The 22,175-nt window shown below is 35.2% G+C and carries 11 protein-coding genes; all 11 read right to left on the reverse strand.

Annotated features, from left to right (window positions below):
- Positions 1-10: 10 nt before the first annotated feature.
- Positions 11-2,806, reverse strand: coding sequence for a glycoside hydrolase family 78 protein (locus E0F76_RS06755; protein WP_132003254.1), 2,796 nt, complete (start codon positions 2,804-2,806; stop codon positions 11-13).
- 94 nt (positions 2,807-2,900) lie between these two features.
- Positions 2,901-4,778 (reverse strand): exo-alpha-sialidase, encoded by a 1,878-nt coding sequence (locus tag E0F76_RS06760; protein ID WP_246021998.1) that lies wholly within the window; start codon positions 4,776-4,778, stop codon positions 2,901-2,903.
- A gap of 65 nt (positions 4,779-4,843) precedes the next feature.
- Positions 4,844-5,758: a glycoside hydrolase family 43 protein gene (locus E0F76_RS06765; protein WP_132003257.1), complete on the reverse strand. Its 915-nt coding sequence runs from the start codon at positions 5,756-5,758 to the stop codon at positions 4,844-4,846.
- A 115-nt stretch (positions 5,759-5,873) separates the two neighbouring features.
- Complete coding sequence (locus E0F76_RS06770) at positions 5,874-7,448, reverse strand: glycoside hydrolase family 28 protein (protein ID WP_132003260.1); 1,575 nt, start codon at positions 7,446-7,448, stop codon at positions 5,874-5,876.
- 222 nt (positions 7,449-7,670) lie between these two features.
- The gene (locus E0F76_RS06775) at positions 7,671-9,068 is read right to left on the reverse strand and encodes a glycoside hydrolase family 140 protein (RefSeq protein WP_132003263.1); all 1,398 of its coding nucleotides are present in this window, start codon (positions 9,066-9,068) and stop codon (positions 7,671-7,673) included.
- A 102-nt stretch (positions 9,069-9,170) separates the two neighbouring features.
- A complete protein-coding gene (locus E0F76_RS06780) occupies positions 9,171-12,332 on the reverse strand; it encodes a DUF6298 domain-containing protein (RefSeq protein ID WP_246021999.1) in 3,162 nt (1,053 codons plus the stop codon).
- 45 nt (positions 12,333-12,377) lie between these two features.
- Positions 12,378-14,084 carry a polysaccharide lyase gene (locus E0F76_RS06785; protein WP_132003266.1) on the reverse strand — a complete coding sequence of 569 codons (1,707 nt, stop codon included), beginning with the start codon at positions 14,082-14,084 and terminating at the stop codon, positions 12,378-12,380.
- 47 nt (positions 14,085-14,131) lie between these two features.
- On the reverse strand, positions 14,132-14,803 hold the full coding sequence (locus E0F76_RS06790) for a DUF3826 domain-containing protein (RefSeq protein WP_132003269.1): 672 nt from the start codon (positions 14,801-14,803) through the stop codon (positions 14,132-14,134).
- A 100-nt stretch (positions 14,804-14,903) separates the two neighbouring features.
- Positions 14,904-16,607: a polysaccharide lyase gene (locus tag E0F76_RS06795; RefSeq protein WP_132003271.1), complete on the reverse strand. Its 1,704-nt coding sequence runs from the start codon at positions 16,605-16,607 to the stop codon at positions 14,904-14,906.
- Positions 16,608-16,745: 138 nt separating this feature from the next.
- Positions 16,746-18,719, reverse strand: a complete 1,974-nt coding sequence (locus tag E0F76_RS06800; RefSeq protein ID WP_132003275.1) for a RagB/SusD family nutrient uptake outer membrane protein — start codon at positions 18,717-18,719, stop codon at positions 16,746-16,748.
- Positions 18,720-18,738: 19 nt separating this feature from the next.
- A complete protein-coding gene (locus tag E0F76_RS06805; RefSeq protein ID WP_132003278.1) occupies positions 18,739-22,104 on the reverse strand; it encodes a SusC/RagA family TonB-linked outer membrane protein in 3,366 nt (1,121 codons plus the stop codon).
- Positions 22,105-22,175 lie beyond the last annotated feature (71 nt).

Here is a 22,175-nt window from a genome sequence, read left to right on the forward strand (position 1 = left end):
TTTTAATTCTTTATAATTTGCATTCAATAACATAAATTCCAGAGCCCAATTCCAAAGTAGATATTTTTTGATTGGCATCATAACTCACCTCTAATTTCAATTTCTCTACCGTTTTTCCATTTACCTTTATTTCCGAATTTTCCGGAACTGGTAATTTTATCGTTGCCGATGTATTGGCTGGTATTTCAATTTTCAGGAATAACTTTCCGTCTTTTTTCTCCCATGCCGAAGCAATTTTCCCATAAATCGATTCGTAGGTCGCTTTGACAAAAGTCATATCTCCTACAATCTCTGGCTGAATAAAGAAATGTTTGAATCCTGGATGAGCTTCATCAGGGACAATTCCAGCCAAACTTTGGTAAAACCATTCTTCAATTTGTCCCATCATAAAATGATTCCATGAATTCCCCTTTCTTGGATCCCATTGCTCGGTTAAGGTGGTCAATCCAAATTTTATTTGGAAACCATAACCAGGTGCATCATAATGATTGTTCATTTTATACATCATTTCGTTTTCGCCATTTCGAGCCAAAGCCTGGAACAAATAACGATTGCCGACATCTCCTGTTGAAAGTCTATTGCCTTTTGCTTTTATGTCGTCCAATAAATTTTGCATCACCGCCGATTTGTATTGCGGTTCCACTATATCCATAAAAATGGGCACTGCATTGCTGAATTGACTGTTCGTTCCATATTGTTTTGTTTTTTCATTAAAAAACTCGGTATTGAAAGCTTTTTTTATCTCTTCAGTCAAAGCTTCGTATTTTGCAATATCCTCTCCTTTGTTCAATAATCTGGCTGCTTTTACAAACAAAAGCGTTCCATAATAATAATGAGAAGTGGCCGAAAGTGCAATTGGACTATTTTTTGAATAACCCGCAGCATGTGTTCCATAATCGTACCAATCCCCTAATCCATAAGATACGATATTATTTTTAGACCTAGAAGTCAAATAATCGACGTACCTTTTCATCACCGGATAATATTTTTTCAATAAGGAAATATCGCCATATTGTTCATAATACATCCAAGGTAAAATAATTCCCGTTACACCCCATTCGGGAGAATCGGTAAAATCACCTCCAAAAACCACATATTCAGGAGCAATTGTCGGAATTAAACCATTATCCCTTTGCGCATCAGCAATATTTTGCATGATAGCAGGAAAATAACTTTGCATGTTATAATTGAAAAACAATCCTGGTCCATTCAAATGAATTTCTTCTAACCAACCTAATTTTTCACGATGCGGACAATCGGTCATCACACTTTGAAAATTACTTTTGATGGAATTATTTATCAATTCATGTGCTTTATTGAAAATGTCATTCGAACACTCAAAAGTTCCTGCTTCACCAGCTGAATTATAAATAAAATTCGATTTTAAATCTATAATTGTCGGAAACTGATTATTTTTTGTTTCCATATAATTTACATTTTCAACTTGAATGTATTGGTAGCCATAAAAACTGAATTTCGGTTGCCATTCTTCAACACCATCTCCTTTTAAAGTATATTGAAAATAATAAGGTTTGCCTGATCTTCCTTGACCAATAGTTCCATCGTCATTCAACCCTTCGCCCACCCAAAACCGAAGCATTTGTCCTTTTTTTCCTTGTACTTTAATCGTTGGAAAACCCGAAAGATTTTGTCCCATATTAAAGACATAGAAATTAGGTTTAATTTCATTCGCATCCTTTATATCGTATTGTTTTTGAATCGTAATTGGTGGTGCTGTTTGTGCCCTTAATACTCCTTTTGGAGCTTCTTGAACCACAACTTTTGACCAATTAGAATCATCAAATCCTTTGCTATCCCAACCTTTTTGTTCTAGATTGGCATTGTAATCTTCTCCTCCAAAAATACTGTTGTAAGTAATTGGGCTTTTGCTGTATTTCCAACTTTTATCTGATTTAATAATTTCCTCAGAACCATCTTTATAAACCACTCTCATTTTGAAAAACAAAGTTGGCGGGCCAAAACTTACATAAAATTTTGAATATCTTTCCGCAAGTGTATTGTACATTCCGTTACCTAACAAAACGCCAATTACATTTTCTCCTTTTTGTAATGCGGCAGCCGTTAATTCGTAAGTGTTGTAATTAACTGATTTATCATAATCGGTCCACAAAGGGGCAAACTCACTATTGCCTACTTTCTTTCCGTTAATCGTTAATTCATAATGTCCTAAACCGGAAATAGAAACAACCGCTGCTTTGATTTCTTTTTTAACTTCAAATGATTTTCGGAGCTGAATACTGCGTCTTGACAACGAATCCGATGCATTAATCAATGCCTCTTTTTTTTCTCTGTTAAAAGTCGCTGTATGGTAATTTCTACCTTCCGGCAAATGACTGTTGGCTTTGGTAATAGCACCAATCCATGTTGGATTCAAGTCAGAATTTGCAGCGGCAATTCTAAAAGAAGCGATTGGACTCCAATTCGATACTTTATTTTTTTGGTTCCAAATCTTTACTTTCCAGAAATATTTGGATTCGTTTTTTAATTCTTTTCCATTAAAAGAAATCAACTGACTTTGGCTAGACATTATTTTTCCAGAATCCCATATATCAGCTTCGTTTGTTTGAAGTTTTGCCTCAGAAGAAGCTACTAAAATTTGATATCCTTTTTGAGAAACATTTGATTCATTGGAAACCAATTGCCAACTTAATCTAGGTTTTGTCTGTACAATTGCCAAAGGATTTTCGGCCATTTCGCAAGTTAAATGCTCGACCGTAACTTGTCCATTAGAAATAAATGAAATTAGAAGACAAAAAAGGAATACTATGTTTTTGAAAATCTTCACGCTTTATTTTTTTTACCACAAATTGCACAAATTTTCACAAATTATTCTTTTTCTTTCAATTAGAAATTTGTGAAATTTGCGGTTATATTTTTTTTTATAATCTTCTCGTAACCAATGATTTAATATTAAATACTGCTTCTGGGATTAAAACTCCAGTATCTGGTAAATCTACAAAATCAGGGGTGTCTGGTTCAGTATCTGCATTTGGCGTATAACGTTGTTCACCCGTACGGAACATAATGCGTGAAATACCATCAACTGGTGCGTAAAATATTTTGTTCGATTCCCTGCTGCCGTTTACTTGAACAGTGTACGAGCGAGAAGTTACATCTAATTTTACCGTGATTGTATATTCATTTCCAGCTTCATATTTGGTTACTCCACCGTAACGAGCGCCATTTTTAGCTTTCAAAACCCCATCTGAATCGAATACCAATCGAATCGAAGGCAATCCTTGTTTATTTAAAAATTCTACTTGTAGTAGCCCTTTGTCATTTTGCTCTGGCATAACGGTAAAAGTGGCTTCCATTTTTTGAGCAAAAGGAAGTACACGTTCGACTCGCGCATAATCAAAGGCGTCTTTATCACGTAATGTCAACCATTTTTTGCCATCTGTTTTCTTCTCAATTTTGGCGGAAGCCCAAGACAAATCATAGGTATTCCATAGTTTTAATTCTTCTCCATTTGGCAAGTCATTAAACACATCATTGGCATCTTCTTTGACTTCACTTGTAACAGGAACAGGAACTGAGGCCACCCAAATATCTTCTTTGTTCACACTATAACTTACCCATAATTTACCGTCTGGTGGCGTTCCGTTGCCTTCTAAAATTCCGCGAACGTATTGTGGTCCTGCCGATTTGTAGTTTCCTCCGTAACGCATTGGTGATATCTCACCATGAACCAATAATAAGTCCGTATAATTCAAACCATCATCACTGGTAGAAATGGCTAGTGGCCAACGGTATTCCGAGGGATTATAAACGGTTGCATAGCGATTATCGGAAGTTTTTTGCCCCCAAATCTTAGCATTGCTATTCACAAAACCTGGAGCTCTCATAGGATTATATTCCCAAGTTTTTCCATCGTCTTTACTCATAGATGTTAAGGCATGTTTCCATAAACCAATCACATTTCCGTTTGGTAAATGGTAATAAGAAAATGCTTTATATTCTTTTTTTAGCGGAATTAATGGGTCGTCTCTATCCGATTCTTCCACCCATTGTTGCATCATCAAAGGTTTTGAAAGCAGTTCGTCGCAAGCTTTGATGAATTTCTTGTCTTTGCTTTTTTTATAAAAAGGAAATACTGTTGCCAATGAATTCGCATTTTTATTATATCGAATAAAATAAATTGGACCAAAGCTTCCGTCTTTATAAATTTCTCTGACCACTCGACCTAAACCTTTACCATCATTAGGATCGTCTTTTTTATCCAAAGCCACTCCGTAATACCCTAAAGAAAGTAATCTGTTATCTGATGAAACATAAAATCCCATGCGTTGGTGCATTACAGCATCTAAATTTTTAGATACTCCTTCGACACCTTCCTTTTTAAATCCATCCGGAATATGATAGATAGGAAAAATAACTTTGGGTTTTGTCCACGTAACTCCATCTTTTGAAGTCATATAAAAAGTTTGACCTGGTGGAATATGTTCCCCTGATGGATCGCTCAAATAATGCAAATAAAAAGTATTGTTCCAATACGCCATCATGGGTTGGTGGTTGTACGTCCAACCAAAACCATCAGCTGTTTCAGGATGTTCTCTGCTGGCACGCATAATCTGTGTGGCGTGTACTCCTACCGCAGGACTCAATTGCCCGTGATGGTAATCCACGTTTGAAAGTGTTTTACCTACATAACGGATGGTATCTTGTTGGGCTACCGCAGAATTTACAGCGCCACAAGTCAATAGAATCGTTGTTGCTGTTGCGATGTTGTGTTTTATTTTTTTTAATTCCATCATCATTATTCTTTATTTTTAGATTTATCAACCCTGTCAGGGTTTTGAACCCTGACAGGGCTAGTAATCAATTATTTTCTCTCCATTAATCCTTTCAAAACTTTTTTTGAAATCGTGGTTATCGTTCCGTGTTTGTGTCCTTCTGGCAATTTTATTGCTGAGCTGACATCTTCAAAATGTATAAAATCGGATGTTTTTGCCGCTTTATAGTTCTTGGCACCATAATTATCATAATAAATCAACCAGTTGTTATCGATTTTTTCAACAGTTGGTCCTTCTGATAAATAAGCGGTAAAAGGTTCTGAACTTTTTCCAAATGGCCCTAAAGGCGATTTTCCAAAAGCGACTTTAATATTACGCATCGGTCGGGTGTTGTCTTTTAAAACCAAAATATAATCATCCTTGGCACGTTTTACAATCACGCAATCAATTACACTAAATCCAGGATCATAGAATAATTTGGTATCCGAAAAAGTTTTGAAATCTTTGGTCGTTACATAATACATCCGATGGTTATTTTTCTCTTCTTCAATACCTTTTTCAAATCGAAACGGAATCGTAGAAGCCCAAATGATAATATATTGGTCTTGCTCGTCATCAAAGAAAATTTCAGGTGCCCAAACGTTCACTACTTCGGGCTCGTTTTTCATCACCGGAATGTATTCTTGGGTTGACCAATGAATCAAATCTTTGGAATTGGCATAACCAAACCCATTTCCACCTTTCCAATCAGTTGTCCAAACCATGTGATACACATCGTCTTTTCCTTTTACAATTGACGGATCACGCATGATTTTGCTGGCGCCAATTTCAGGTTTCAAAAACGAGCCTTCCAGTCCTTCCCAATGATAGCCATCTTTGCTATACGCCAAATGCAAACCATCTGTCGCGGGTTCACGAAATGAAGTAAACAAATAAATTGGCTTTGAAGTGGAACAACTCAAAGCGCAAAAGGCAAGTATGATAAGGAAGATTATTTTTTTCATTGTTCAAAAACTTTATTCTCATTCCTGCAAGGTCTTTTTTGACCTTGTAGGTATTTAATTTTAAAATTAATACCTACATGGTTTTTGAAACCTTGCAGGAATGTAAAATCTAATACTATTCTACAATCGCATTTTTATCTAAGTCTTTTCCTTTTTTAATTACGGTTGAAACGTTATTAAATACATTATTTTTTAAATAGATTCCTTTTGTTGCTGCTCCATCTGCTTCGATAAAAACATCAGTCGCATAAAATGGAAAATTATTAGTAATCATCATGTTCGACACATTATCTAATTTGATTACTGGAATTCCTTTAATCGGAGTTGAAGAACCTACATTATCCAAAATAATGTTTTTAGCATCCGATATTTTAAACGAAGAACCCATTGAAGCATTTACTTTTACATCGTGAAATTCGACATCAGTTGCGGTACTTACAGTAAAACCTTCTTTGGCATCCATATTTATATTCGAAAAAGAAATATTTTGAACAGGCATTTCACTAATACCCAAAATCATTCCCGCTTTGTTGACATTCGAACCTGTAATATTACTCATGTGAATGTTTCTGAAAATCGGAGTTTTCTCGGTTACAGGTTCTGCTTTAGTATCCTTATCATAAAAAAGATTCAGTACAATAGCTTCTTCTTTGATGTCTTTCATTACAATATTATCAACCCGAATTTCTTCGACCACACCACCTCTGCCACGAGCCGATTTGATTCGGATTCCTCTATCGGTTCCGTCAAAAACACAATTTGAAATCGTGATTTTTTTAATCCCGCCCGACATTTCACTTCCAATAACCACGCCTCCGTGACCACTCAACATCGTACAATTGGTAATCGTAACATTCTCCGTTGGCCTTCCGTATTTACGACCGTCTTCATCTCTTCCTGATTTGATGGTAATACAATCATCTCCCACACTAATATGACAATTAGAAATATGCACGTTCCTGCAGGAAGAAGGATTGATTCCGTCCGTATTTGGCGAATGTGGATTAAAAATCGTGATTCCAGTAATCGTTACATTATCGCAAAAAACGGGGTTTATCGTCCAAAAAGGAGAGTTCTGAAAGGTTACACCTTCGATTAAAATATTCTTGCAATTATAACTTTGAAAGAAAGCAGGTCTAAAAAAATGCTTATCAATTGTTCTTTGATAATAAGCCGAGTAAACGATTCCTTTATTTTGTTCCACCCACATTTTTTGATATTTCGTTTCCGGAATTGGACCCTTAGCCGTTTCAATTCGGTAAACTTCATTCCACCATGCTTTTCCTTGTCCGTCGATTACACCACGACCTTTGATGGTAATATTTTCCGCATCTTTAGCATAGAATAATGGTGAAAAAGTTTGCATCACAATTCCTTCGTAACGCATTTCAACAAAAGGCAAATAATCATCAAAATTCTCTGAAAATTTCAACAATGCTCCCGAATCCAAGTAAATTGTGATGTTACTTTTTAATTTCAAAGCTCCCGTTAGATATTCGCCAGCAGGGAAAAAAATTGTTCCTCCTCCGTTTTTAGATGCTTTTTCGATGGCACCTTGAATGGCTTGCGTACAAATAACGCCTTTGTTATTTCCACCTTCCTTTAGGATATTCAACCAGCCATCATTTGCGAAAGCTGTGTTAAATCCTGTAACAAAGCAGAGAAGTATTATAATATTTTTAATTTTCATATTGAACTTTTTTTTGGCCCACAGATTTAACAGATAAAACAGATAAGCACCGATTTTTTTTATTCCTTTATTATTTTTATAAACGTAGATCTAGCAGATTCACGCAGATTTATTTATGTTATTATTGTCTTTATTAACGAAGGATAGATCAAACTTAAAATCTACAAAAATTGTGGATTGCAAGGATGTGATTTCTCCTTAGTCGAAATGACAAAAAAGTGATTATTTTGAAGTTAAAATTAAAACCCAATCATTTCCATCAACATTTTGTCCTATAGGTAGAAATTCATGAACTCCTTTATTATCAAAAGTTCCAATTTTAGTTTTTTTACCGTTACGTGGATTATACCAACAAGCTTTTACTTTTTTACCATTAATTTTACCCATATTCACTTCAATTTTTTTACCATTATACGTGTAAATCAAAGCGTAATCTTTTCCTCTTGTCGCTGCTAAGTAATTGTATTTCTCGCCAGAGTTGGCTACCAAAGATTGATCAGGAACACGATCAAAATAAGGGAATTCTAACATCAACTTCTTGATATAGACCATTTGTCCTGCACCTGGCGCATCGATTGCATCATACCAAAACACTTTGTTTCCGTAAGCTGGATTATCCCCTTTTCTAAACATTTGCATTACGGCATTATGACCGTAAGTATAACCTGCCGCACCTGCAAAAACAGACCAATATCCGTAACGTCTCACATCATTATCTTTCCATAATGGTTGTAAAGTGTCGTGCAAACCTTGTGGTATTCCTTCGTAAGATGGTTCTCCGTCCAGTGTTGGTTTAGTCGGTTTTAAATCAAAATCCCGATGTACAAATTTGTAATTGTCCTCTTTAAATGAATTTGGCAATGTGTCTTGATCGTATCTGCGATGTCCCGATTGGAACATATTAAAATCTAACCAAGACGCTTTATGATAATCTTCTGATGAGTCCGTTCTACCAAAAGGATGAAAAGTCACCAATTGATTTGGGTTAGTAGTTTTTAATGTACTTCCAATCGTGTTCCAAATATCCATAAACTCATTTCCGTGCGTATCACCACCATTCAACCAAATAATATTGGTTCTGTTTTTATATCGATTCGCTAAAAACTGCGCATATTTTTGAGCTTGTTCTTTACTTACTTTGTCTCCTTTTGCTACATTGGTTCCCCAAACGGGTACCATGCCTACATAGATTCCGTTTTGTTGTGCTACATCCAAAATATAATCCACATGATCCCAATAATCATATTCTTCTGGATTATTAAAATCATTCCCAGGTGTTGTCAACGGTTGCGACACATCCTCATTAACCAAAGCCATATCGCCATACACATTGGTCACATTTAAAGTATGAAGGACCATCACCTGAACAACATTGAATCCTTTTTCTTTTCTATTTTGAAAATATTTAACGACACCTTCACGGTCTAATCTCCCAAAAGTTAACCAAGCTGTATCCCCTAACCAAAAAAATGGTTTCCCATTTTCGGTAACAAAATAATGATGGTTCTTTGATACTTCTAGTTTTAGCAAGTCTTTTTTAGAAGTTTGAGAATAGCCGTTTTGAGCTGCAATCAAAAAGCAGATACAAAAAACGTATAGATATTTAATTTTCAGATTCATTTTTAGTTTGATTTGAATTATGTTTTTTTATGCCACGGATTAAACGGATTAAACGGATTTTATAATCTTTAATTCAATCTGTGTAATCCGTATAATCTGTGGCTAATTTTTCTTTACTACCAATAGTACTTTTTCTTTTACATCAGAAACTGGAATTACCACTTTTTTGCCGCCACTAATGTTTGTGTTTTTCGTTATATTCCCTGTTGATGGATTAATGGAGTACATTTCAAAATTCCCTTTGTAATTCGTTAAGTCAATTGAAATCTCTTGCGCGTTTTTTACATAAAAAAGATAGCTTTCTCCCTTATTTTCTAGCTTCCAAACAGGATCAGAAAAGCTAGCCCCTGAAACTGTTTTCATCATCGGAATTGATGAGTAGAAAGTTGGTAATTCGATTTTTGGTAAAGTTGGTAAAGAAGCACCACCCATTAAAGCTGCCCATCCAAATCGTGAGGAACCATCGGTAGAATACAAGATTACTTTGTTTGGATATTTTTCCCGGTATTCGCTAACAGCACGATACACTTGATCATCTGTTTCTTTACCCGTTTTCATTTGACGCGCATGCTGACGGGGTGCTAGATTTTTTCCGCCTTCAGGAGCATAAACCGTTCCATCCTCTTTGTAATACCAATAACGAATATCAATAGCATCAACTGTTTTCGCCCTTTTTGCATCATTCAAAATTGCATCTTGAACGTCTTTGGTCGCACTCAAACCGATAATACTTTTTTTACCAGTTTCGTCTTTCCATTTTTGCGCTTCGTCTAACCAAAACTGTGTAAAATGTAGTGGACCTGTATATTCGGCACTGGTTAATTGAATGACATTGCTGTTGTCTTGGAAATTTTCGAATGATTTACGGATAAATCCTTGGTGTAATTTTCGTCGAACGGGATTCGTAATGTCATAAAACTGTTCTGCCATAAAAATACGTTTGTCGCCAGCATAAGGTGGCGGCTCAGGAAAACCTGTTGTATTGATATTATTGGCTGAACGCCAAGGTGAACTTGACCAATGCGCTCCAGCTTCGATGATATTGTGTTGAAAATATTGCTGGTTGATTAGTAATTGTCCCTTTGGCTCAGCCAAAGTTGCAAAACGAGCCAAACGATCCCAGTACCAATCGTTGAATTTGGTCAAATCATATTTACTCAATTGATCCCAAGCCAATTCTTTTCCGCTTCTCGCAAAAGGTTGCTCGTAAAACGGTGGCCAAACATCGGCATCAATTCGGCGTACACGTTCGTGATCGTCCATGCGACGTTCGTACCATAAGCCATAATTATGTTCTAATGCAATGGTATTATTGGCACTCAAATAATCAACCACTTCATTGATATTATCCGTTAAGCCTGTCCCTCTTTGTCCAGGAACAAATCGTGTCAGATGAGGCGACGATTTAGAAACATCACTATCTCTAAGACTTCCTCTCCACCACATTACATTGGTTTGTTTTCCTGCAATTAATTTTCCATCAAAAGTAAGCCAACCGTTCCTAGTCGTTACTTTAGATTTATTATTAATGCTTTCAGTTGCAAAGATTTTTAAATCATTCGCACTTTTAATTCCTTTAGAATCTGTATCTATTGGATTTAATTTTGAAACCTCAGTAATCCATTCTACTAAACTTTCTTTTGGAGCAACTGCATTTTTTGTTAATTCTTGTGCTACATCAACCGTAGGACTCGAAGAAGGTTCTGATCCCAAATCATAGATATAAGGATTTAAAGGCAATTTTTCGAATCGATTTCCCAACTGTGCGTAGAACAAACTTCTAGGTGTAATGTGATTGTTTACGTCTTTCCAATGACCATCTCCAGCCATAATTCCTCCCCAAGTACCAAACGCCCAGTTTTGAGCTGTTGGCGGATTGTAACATTCTATTTTTGATGCCGATGTTTCCCAAATCACACTATTTGCAGCCGTCCAGCCTGCTCCTCTTCCTGTTTGTTCTCTGTTGTTATAACTTAACGCTTGTCCGTCAACATAAGCAATATCAAATAAAACACCTGTTGCCCAACTTCCAATAGCACCATTATTACTGTATGGCATAAAAGATTCACATTGTACAAAAGCATTGGGTCCTGTAGTTCCGTATCCGCCAACAGCAAAATCGTGGTATCCGTATTCCGAATAACAACGTTGAAATAAAGTTTGTTGTCCTTCAGTATAAAAAGTATGTCTTCTAAAAGAAGCTATTTCCGAAATAGGTTCCGTAGCCATACAATCTTCAACAGTGATTTGTTGAGCCGACTTTAATACTGAGATTGCACCACCTGCAAAATGCTTGAAATTAACTTGTCGTACCCAAACATCTTTCGCATTTTCGATACTGATTCCAAGCCATCTGTGTTCTTCGTCTTTTAGATTAGAAACATTATAAGTCGATTTCATCAACAAATTTTCGATTCCAATTTGTTCGATTCTTCCTGACCAAGTATAAGCGGTCACTTTTGTTTCACCGTAAACGGCATCTAAAGCCATTGTTAGAGGTGCGTTTAAAGTCACTTCATTTCCGTTCACTTTAGTTACTACTCGATTCCAACGAATATCCCAATCTTTACTTTTCCAACCAATCCAACCGGTTTCACCACCAAAATCATCCATTTTCAACTCCTTTATCCAATTATCGGTTAAAGGTTTTGTAATAACAATTTCGTCAGAAGTTTTTAATTTTGAAGCATTTTTTAATTGAATTTTCTGTGTCCCTAGTGGACTGTATGAAGTGTTTAATTCAAAAGTCTCTCCGTATTTAATATCATTAATTCCTACAACTCGAATCACCGATTCCCGTTTGATACCTGTTCCTAAAAGTAGGGTTCCGTTTTCCGAATTTCCGCTTCCTCTTAATACAACTCCCGTTGTTTTGATGTATAAAGTTCCATTTAATTTAAAAGTTCCATTGTCTAATAATACCGCACCTCTAAAACCTGATTTATTTGGTTTAAGGCTACTTACATAATCAATAGCAGCTTGTATCTTTTGAGTAGCATCACTATCTTGTTTTGGAACAAATATTTTATTCTCCACATTTGGAATGGCTATCTCAGAAGCCCTATATCCCGCATACGAAAAATCAGGAATTTGGTTTCCTTTGCTATCAGCTGTACAAGAAATTGTACCGTTTTTGTTTTTTATAATATCTGGAAATGCAGTTTGTGCAAAACTATTTTTGAAGCAAAAAAACAAAACAAAACAGGACATAAATAGTAAATCCTGTTTTGTAATTATTCTATTTTTGTGTGCATTTAAATTCACGTTAAAGTGGTTTTTAACAAGTTAATTTAATTTTGATAGAAATCATTATTGCAATAATCCTTTAGATTTGGCCAATGTATCTGTATTGTTATCCATTTTTGTCCAATCAACTTTTTTAGTGGGGTCAATACCGTTAATATATTTTTCAATATTAGTATAACCGTCACCATTCAAATCTTTATTAGCATCCGAAGCGTCATTAGGATTTAAACCATATTTTTTCTCCCAAGCATCTGAAATACCATCATTATCTGAATCTTTATAGGCTTTCCCTTTATATTCAGGATAACCACCCACTTGATTTGGATTGGTTATAATTCCTTTTTTGTACGAATCTGCAGGCAATCTTCTTTTAATAAATTCTTTTCCAATAGTGTTTTCTAAACCATCTTTTACATCGATTTTTCCGGTACGTACTTGTTTGATAATGCGTTCATCCACGGCATCTCGCATAGGTAAAGTTGCCCCTACATTATTCAACACAAATTCATAAGCTTCTTCAGCCTTCATAATGGTGATATTTGGCATCGTGAAGGGTTTAGATTGTTTGATATAATCAAAATATTTTTTACTTTCTTCAAAAGAAAGGTCTTCAATTTGTACGCCACCATTCCAATTGTCTGCTGTAACTTCAGGTACTCCGTCAATATAATTTCCGTTAACATATGCTCTACCAAAGGTTTTTGGTACCATATACCCTGATTCTGGTTTTAGGATTCTATAACGAATGGGTTTGTCATCTGGAGTAATTGGTCCTGGTTTGTAATAATTATTGATGACATTAAACATAGATCGGTAATCACCTCCATCTAAAGAACGGTTCCACCAATTGAATATAACATTATTTACAAAATTAAAATCTCCGAACATCCCTATAGAAGCACTTCTGGAAATATTATCGGCCCATAAATTACGCATAAAAGTACTATTTAATCCTCCTATTGTACTTCCGAAAGAATGATTGTAGGTATCTAAACCTTCAGATGAAATGGTATTTTGAATAGTAATATTTACCGTTGGTAATTTTTCTAATTTTGATTTGTCATTTGGTTGAAATTGGTGTCTGTACATAGATATATTTTCATCCAGCCCCCAACTTACCGAGCAGTGATCTATCATAATATTACCGATTGGGTTTCCACCCAAAGCATCATCCCTTCGAGTCACATCGGTTGCTCCTCTACGGAAACGCATGTGTCTTATGATCACATCGTGAGTATCTATACACAAGGTTTCTCCTGCGATACAAATGCCGTCACCAGGTGCTGTTTGTCCAGCAATAGTAACATAAGGTGCTCGCATGCTGATACGGTTTTTTAATCGAATAATACCCGAAACATTAAAAACGATAGTTCTAGCTCCTACAGCTTCACAAGCTTCTCTAAAACTTCCTCTTCCACTATCTTCCAAACTAGTCACGACATATATTTTCCCACCTCGACCACCTTGGGTAAAAGCACCTCCACCTTCAGCTCCAGGAAATGCCGGAATAGCGACTTGAACAAGATCTTTAGGGTAAGCAGCCCAAGGCAAATAAGGTTTTCCTTGTTTGGCTTCTGCATTTATAATGGCTTCATTATCGGACCAGATTTTAGCCAAACGTACTTCTTCTTTTGCTAAAACAGCATCAGTTTTGGCCTGCAGTTCATCTGGTATTACTGGATATTGGGCATAAGCTGACGAAAAAAAAGTACAGGCAGCCAGAATCATAAAAGAAGTCTTGGAAATTGATTTTTGAAAAATATTTTTCATAACAATAATTTGATAAGTTTATGGTTATTCGTTTGTTTTAAAGGAATTTATTCTTTCGATTTATTCTTTTCACGTTCTTCTAAACGTTTATGCCAATCCGTACTTTCTTTATTTAAATCATAACCTTGAGCCGATAAATAATTATTGATTCTCCCTTTGTATTTACCAAACCAAGCGTGCTTTTCTTTGGAAGTTCCACCATCCATAGCAAGTTCTCTGGCTTCAACCAAGTTATCATAAATGTATTTTTTTTGGGCTGGAGTTAAGTTAGGCAACATATCTTGATATCCAGTATACGTTATTTCTACAACACCATATGTCATTCCGTCCTTTACTGCTGTTATCTTTTCATCATTTAATTGTGATCCTAATTTTTTAAGATACGATTTATGTAATTTACCAATTGATCTATCTGCTTTAGTTTTTAATTTATCAATTTTTTTATTTTTCTTTTCCTTTGATAAAGTACCACTTTTTACTTCTTCAATTTTAAGATCCCTTTCATCCTGAATTTGACTTAAATCTCTATATTGTTGTGCGATAATATTAGTAACTGCATTCTCTTTTTCGGAATCCGATAATTTTAATTCAGCCACAATTTTTGCTGCACGCTCATTGGTTACTTTTATATATTCGGGATCAATATATTGTTGTGCACTTATTTTGCATAGTGCAAACACGAACAGCAATAAGCTTAAACTTAATTTCTTTATTGACATGTGAGTTGTTTTTAGTTATTTTATATTTTTTAAAAAAGCATTCTTATTCCATATATAAATCTTGAAATAAGAATGCTTTTAAAAAAAAGAGGAATTAAAATTAATTCATTAAAGGATTAATTAGTGTTTCATGATTGTTACTTAAGTCTTTCCAATCTACTTTCTTAGTTGGATCGACACCATTAATATATTCTTCAATATTAGAATATCCATCGCTGTTTAAATCCAATTTGGCATCAGTAGGATCTTTAGGATTTAAACCATATTTTTTCTCCCATTTATCCGGCATACCATCATTATCAGAATCTAAATAAGGTTTTCCTTTATATTCTGGATAACCACCTACTTGAGAAATATCGGTTATGATACCCATTTTATAAGAATCGGCAGGCAAACGTCTGTGTTCAAACTGATAAAATGTTTTTGACTCTAAACCTTTGGCATATTCAGGAACACCTGTTTTTACAGTTCTTACAATTCTTTCGTCAACCTTATCTCTTATTGGTAAAGTTGCTCCCACATTTTTAAGCACAAAATCGTACGAATCTTGAGCAGTCATAATTTTATTAAACCAAGGCATTGGAAATGGTTTGTTGCTCTTCATTTTGTCAAAAAATGGTTTTGCTTCGTCATAAGTCATCAATTCGCCTTTTTTATTTTCGATTTGAACACCACCGTCCCAGTTATCTTTACTCACTTTTGCGTTATTATTAATCACATTTCCGTCAACAAAAGCTCTTCCAAATACCATATAAGGCAATTTGCTTCTTCCTGACTCTGGTTTCAAAATTCTATAGCTAATAGGCTCAGTTAAATTAGTTACCGGTCCTGGCTTATAATAATTATTTATAATATTATAATTGGCTGTATAATCCCCTCCATCAGTTGATCTATTATACCAATTAAAAATAACATTGTTAACAAAATTGAAAATTCCATTCCACCCAATAGATGGGTTTCTACCTGCATTGTTTGCCCACATATTCCTAATGAAAGCACAATTTTCACCTCCTAAAGTACTACCAAATGCATGATTGTAAGTATCTAAAGCTTCTCCGAATAAACTGTTTTGAATGGTAATATTAACAGTAGGCTTCTTTTCGTCAGGATAATTTGCACCCGGACTATACATATGTCTGTACATGGACATGTTTTCATCTAATCCCCAAGTTGCAGATACATGATCTATCATTATATTTCCAACCGGATTACCACCAATTGCATCATCTCTACGACCTACAAAAGTTTCGCCTCTACGAAAACGCATATGACGAATAATAACATCGTGGGTATCGATCCAAAATGATTCGCCTGCAATACATATACCGTCTCCAGGAGCCGTTTGTCCTGCAATAGTAACATATGGAGCACGTATGCTCAACTGACTTTTTAATCTTATGATTCCAGAAACATTAAAAACAATAATTCTTGCTCCTCCTTTTTCACATGCTTCACGCAAAGTACCAGGTCCTCTATCTTCTAAACTAGTAACGGTATAAACATTTCCACCTCGACCTCCATAAGTAAACATACCTCCTCCTTCAGCTCCTGGAAAAGCAGGTATTTCTGCTTGTGGTAAATCATTAGGTCTAGATGCCCAAGGGATATAAGGCTTTCCCTGTTTCTCTTCTTGTTCAATAATTACACTTGCCTTTTGCCATGCTTCATCAGAAAGTCTGCTTGCTTCATCCATAATAGCTTTTGATTCTGCTTGAACTTCAGCACTTATTTTCGGGTACTGTGCAAAAGACTTGGATGTTGCAAAAAGGCATACGGCCGAAAGTAATAAAATCGAATTTTTCATAAATTTTTTAATTTTTGTGGCATTGTATAACTAAATCACCTGTATAGTTACAATACAGGTGAAGAAGTTAATAATTCTTATAGGTATTCATTTTTTAGAATTTAAAAAACTCTAATTATTGTATTATCAAAAATAAATCTACTCTTGATAATTGTATGTTCCCTCACCTCCAGCAGCATCTTTCCATCCAACTGTTTGTTTCAACCAAGTATTTTGATTTAAAACTCCAGTATTCAATCCCATAATATAATAATTAGGTCTGAATTTGATTTTAACAGCAGTACCATTAACATTATCCATAGCTGTATCCAAAGATTCAATTTCAAAATTAGTAGTATATAAATTCGACAAAGCCAGTACTTGAGCAGCAAAATTACTTGCATCAGGATCTACAGAAATAGAAGCACGTTGTACAGCTAAAGGGTCTATAGTAGTACTATTTGATACTTTATATCTTAAATAAAATCCTGTACGTTGTGTACCATTAATAGGAGTTAATCCTAGTTTCTGACACGTATTATTAGTTGTTCCTGCAACAGCTTCGTCACTGTAAAGCATCCAACGTTGTACATCCCAAAAACGTTTTCCTTCATAGGCTAATTCAATTCTTCGCTCATAAATAGCGGCATTTATTGCTGCATATTTATCTGCTAAAGAACCTAATCCATAATTATTTGCAGCTGGAATTCCAACACGGTTTCTAACTTTTCCAATATAAGCAATCGTATTTGGTATATCTCCTTTTGCAGCATAACATTCCGCAATATTCAACAACAACTCAGCATAGCGGAACTCAAAAATATCAGTACCTGAGTACTCATAAGCTGCATTACTAGCTGCAGGGTTTGACATTTTACGTACAAATACGGGACTTGTTTCTTGGTTATTATCGCTATACCTTGAAGTTCCTGTATTTGGAGCACTGTTCCAACGGTAAGACCAAACTGTAGAAGCTGCATTTTCTTTGTAACTCCATTTAGCTCCTGTAAAAGCAAATGTTCTATAAAATCTAGGATCACGACCTTTAAAGAAAAGAAATGGATCATAGTTATTTAAAGCTGTAGGTTTTGAACCATCTGCCATCGGAAATAAATCAATCATTTCTTTTGGAGCTTTAAGTGCTCCTCCACCACCTTGACTAACTAAACGAAGACTTTTCTCCCATCCGTTATTGACAATAGTATTACCAAAACCAGCTCCTAAAAACTGTACTGTAATTGCTTCTTTACAAAAAGCATTATCCACTAAAAACATACTTTGCCAATCTTTGGCTGTACTACCAAATAATCCGAATCCATCTGCCGTTAATTGCGTTTCGGCAGCTAATCCAGCTGCTAAAGCGGCATCCCAACGATCATTTGAAGTATCCCAGTTTTTATTAAAAAGTGGGCTTGCATACGTTAACAATACACGTGATTTTTGAGCTAAAGCAGCTCCTCTAGTAAAACGACCATAATTTGGCGCATCCCATTGTCCTGGTAACAAACTTGCAGCCATATCCAAATCTTTTACAATTTGTGCTACTACTTCAGTAACGCTGGCTCTAGGAAGTTGCGTTGATATATCCGTTGAACTTGCTGCTTCAACTGTTGTTACAATTGGCACACCACCATAAGTACGCATTAAATCAAAATACTGAATAGCACGTAAATAATACATTTGTCCTTTGGCACGATTGCGATACACTTGATCAAGAGTAGATCCTTTGCTATCAATATCTTCTAATAGCGTGTTACAATCTCTAATTCTATGATAAGGCTCGTTTTTTACTTTATTTTCTAATTTCGTTCCATAATAACCTGTTGGAACATCTGTAGCATTTGTATAACTAATATTTGGATTGATCAAATTTTGAGTTCCTCCAATTTCTTCTGTCAATCTAAATTGATCAGAATTATAAACTCCTACAACGGTTTGCGTTGGATTGGTATAACCCACAAAATAATTATAGTATAATTTATTGATATACCAATCTACACGTTGTGGATTTTGCCAAAAGGTTTCGTCATACAGACCATAGTTTTTCTTTTCTTGTAAGAAGTCGTCACTACAAGAAGCACCTAAAACTAACAAAAGTGCTAAAGTTATATATATATTAATCTTTGTTTTCATAATTAGCGTTTTATTTAAATTAGAATGAGATGTTTAAATTAACCGTCCAAGATCTAAGAGTAGGATATCCAGAAAGGGAATTATCATACATATTACGATACTTATCTGGAAAAGGGTTATAAAGATCCCAAAGATTATTACCCGTTACTCCTAAACTTGCTTTTGATATTTTTAATTGAGATAAGAATTCCTGTGGAAAATCAAAACCAACTGTTAAGTTTCTAACATTACAACGAAATGTGTTTATTTGCCAAAAATCAGATGGAGGCGATAAATTATCTCTGTGTGCAAGATTAGGGTACTTACCATTTAAATTATCAAAACCATACATGTCTGTCCAAAAAGATTCACGACTCCAAAAAGCATCATTAGTACTAGTATATTGATCAACAACATCTATACTACGAGATCCTCCCCAAGAAGTACCTATTTGAGTTCTTAAAAAAACAGATTGGTATTTCATTCCTAAATTAGTAGTAAACCCATAAGATCTTATGCTTTTACCTATGGCTGCATAGTCTAAATTTTTATCAATTCTACCATCAGCTCCTGATTGAGTACCATTTGTAGCATTAAATGCTCCAGCTATATCTTGATACGCTAACATTCCTTTTTTGACTCCAGAAATATTGGTTTGTCCTAAAAAGTTTGGCACTGCTCCTGCAACTCCTGAAGCTGCAGCATTTGCAGTTAAATAATTCCAGTAGTTCTGAACATCTGCATCCGTACGTAAAATACCATCTCCTGTAGAGGTTTCATTCCATGTTTTGAATCCCCATGACGGAGTAATAGTTGTAGATCCTGTTCTTGTATCATTATATGATGGATGTTGTAATGGTCCATCAGGATAAGCTTTAACCTCATTTCCAGCAAACAACCCAAAGTTAATCCCTACGTTGTAACTAAAATTTTCTTTAATTCTATCACTCCATTTAACAGAAAACTCTGTACCCCAAGAATCAACAGCAGCAATGTTTTCTTCTGCATAACCACCACCTACTGAAATCGGCACATCAACTTGACCAGCAGAAGTAACTAACATTTTAGTTCCTCTATCAAAATAATAATCAGCAGATACTTGTAATCTATTATTTAGAACATTAAAATCAATACCATAATTGTTTTTAATATGCGTATCCCAACCTACATTTCTATTAGGATTTACTCTTGGCGCTAAAGCACTTCCTAGAGTTCCTCCAGCACTACCAAATTGCGCTCCTTTATCAGTAATCACATCATAATAGTTTACCCATCTCCACGGATTGATGTTATCATTACCTGTTTTACCAATAGAATAACGGAATTTTAAGAAATCAACTGCCGGTAAGGCTTTTTGAAACCACTCCTCTTTAGATGCGATCCAACCCAGTTGAAGTCCTGGAAAACTGCCCCAATAGTTTTCAGGAGCAAATTTTGTAGAAGCATCTTGTCTGAAAATGAATTGTACTAAGTACCTGTCTTTATAACTATAATTCAAACGTCCCAATCGTGAAAGAGTACCTGATTCCCCTTTTTGATTATAGGAATTTGTTGTTAAAGTCCCTGCAGTTGCATAAGTCCCCAAATAATCTTTTCCTGGGTTTTCATAATACAAGCGAACAAAATCAAAATTTGATTCAGATCGCTCAACAGAAAACATGGCATCAATATCATGATCTCCAAAAGATCTTGAATAATTAACAAAAAAGTTGGCTTGAACACTTTTACTACCAGAATTATCATAAACAACTCTAGATTGTTTTGTATTATCTTTTATATTGTAATTTGAATCCATGGCTTCACTGGCAAGGTGATGACCTGCACTAGTAAAATTTGTGATTCTTGCTAATGTAAACGGCAATGCTACTTGCTCTGTATAAGAAGAACTCTGACTTCTAGCGTAGGCTCCTCTTAGAGACAACCCTTTAACAAAAGGCACTTTATAACTTAAAGATGCATTGACATTGTAGGAGAAATCAGAATCAATTTGCTTTGAACCACTATTTTGAAGTGCAAAATAGTTCCATCCCGCTATAGAAGAATTGGTGTCCTGATTACCTCCTAAATTTCGGTCTGTACGATGAAAAGGTGACATATAATACTCTTTACCATTTACCATTGTGGTAATTGGAACATATCTTGGCATATGTAGCAAAAATCCGTAATCAGCCTGTTCTGCATTAGTTGACGCACTGGCAAATCCATTTCTAATACTACTACTCGATTTTGTAAAAGACTTTTCGATATCTCCTGAATTTCCAGAAACAGAAACAGACAAATCTAAATCATTGGTTACTTTTGCATTCACTCCAGTTCTGAAATTCCATTTTTTGTAATCTTGATCGCCAAGATTAGCCCCTTGTGTAAAATAAGTTACACCAGCAAAGTAAGTAGCCTTATCATTACCTCCACTTACAGTAAGGGAGTGTTTTTGCTGTTCAGCTGGTTTCCATGCTTTTTTTAACCAATCATAATTTAATGTTTTCATTTCCTCTAATTCTTGAGGAGAATAAAATTTACTACTTGTAGCTGGATTGTCACCAAATGCTTCCTGTATTCTATTGTTATAAATACCATCTTCATAAGCGCTTGTCGTTTTAGCATGACTCACTGCATCATTTATAGCAAATTGACTATAATACGAAAACTTTGTTACTCCTGCTTTTCCTCTTTTTGTTTTTACAACAATCGCACCTTGAGATGCACGAGAACCATATATCGCTGCAGAACCATCTTTTAAAACGGTAATACTTTCAATTTCAGATGGATCAAGACGATTAAATGCATCTAATGTTGGTTTTCCATTTATTGGATCAACTTGAACCATGTCATCAATTACAATTAATGGAATACTTGAACCTCCATCTTTAGAAAAACTAAAGTTTTGACGAATTTCTAATGATGCCGATTCCCCAGGACGTCTAGTTCCGAATCCACCAACTGATAAACCAGGGATTTGACCTCTTAATGCCTCCGCTAAATTAGACACTGGCAAATCTTGAATTTTTTCAGGATCTATTGTTACAATAGCTCCAGTAAGACGTTCTCTCTTTTGAGTACCATAACCAACAACGACAACTTGTTCCAATTGATTCGCATCATCCTCTAAAACAATATTCATTGAAGTCTTTCCTCCTACAGGTACTTCTCTTTTTTTCATTCCTATATAAGAAAAAACTAATGTAGCTCCTGTTTTTAATCTGATTACATATTTTCCATTGAAATCAGTAACGACGGTGTTCTTAGATGACTTTTCAGTTACGTTTACACCTGGTAAAGGTACTCCAGAATTATCTTCTACTGTACCTGTTACTAATATTTGACCGTCAGAAGTTTGAGCATACCCTAGTATACTCATCAGCGCAAACAAAAGAAAAACGCATCTCTTTTTAAATGTTTGTTTCATAAAATTTTAATTTGGTTTGGTTATTAATTGTAAATAAAATAACAAACATCTTTCTCTATTTAACAATCCAG

The organism is Flavobacterium cellulosilyticum, assembly GCF_004349355.1.
Lineage (GTDB): Bacteria > Bacteroidota > Bacteroidia > Flavobacteriales > Flavobacteriaceae > Flavobacterium > Flavobacterium cellulosilyticum.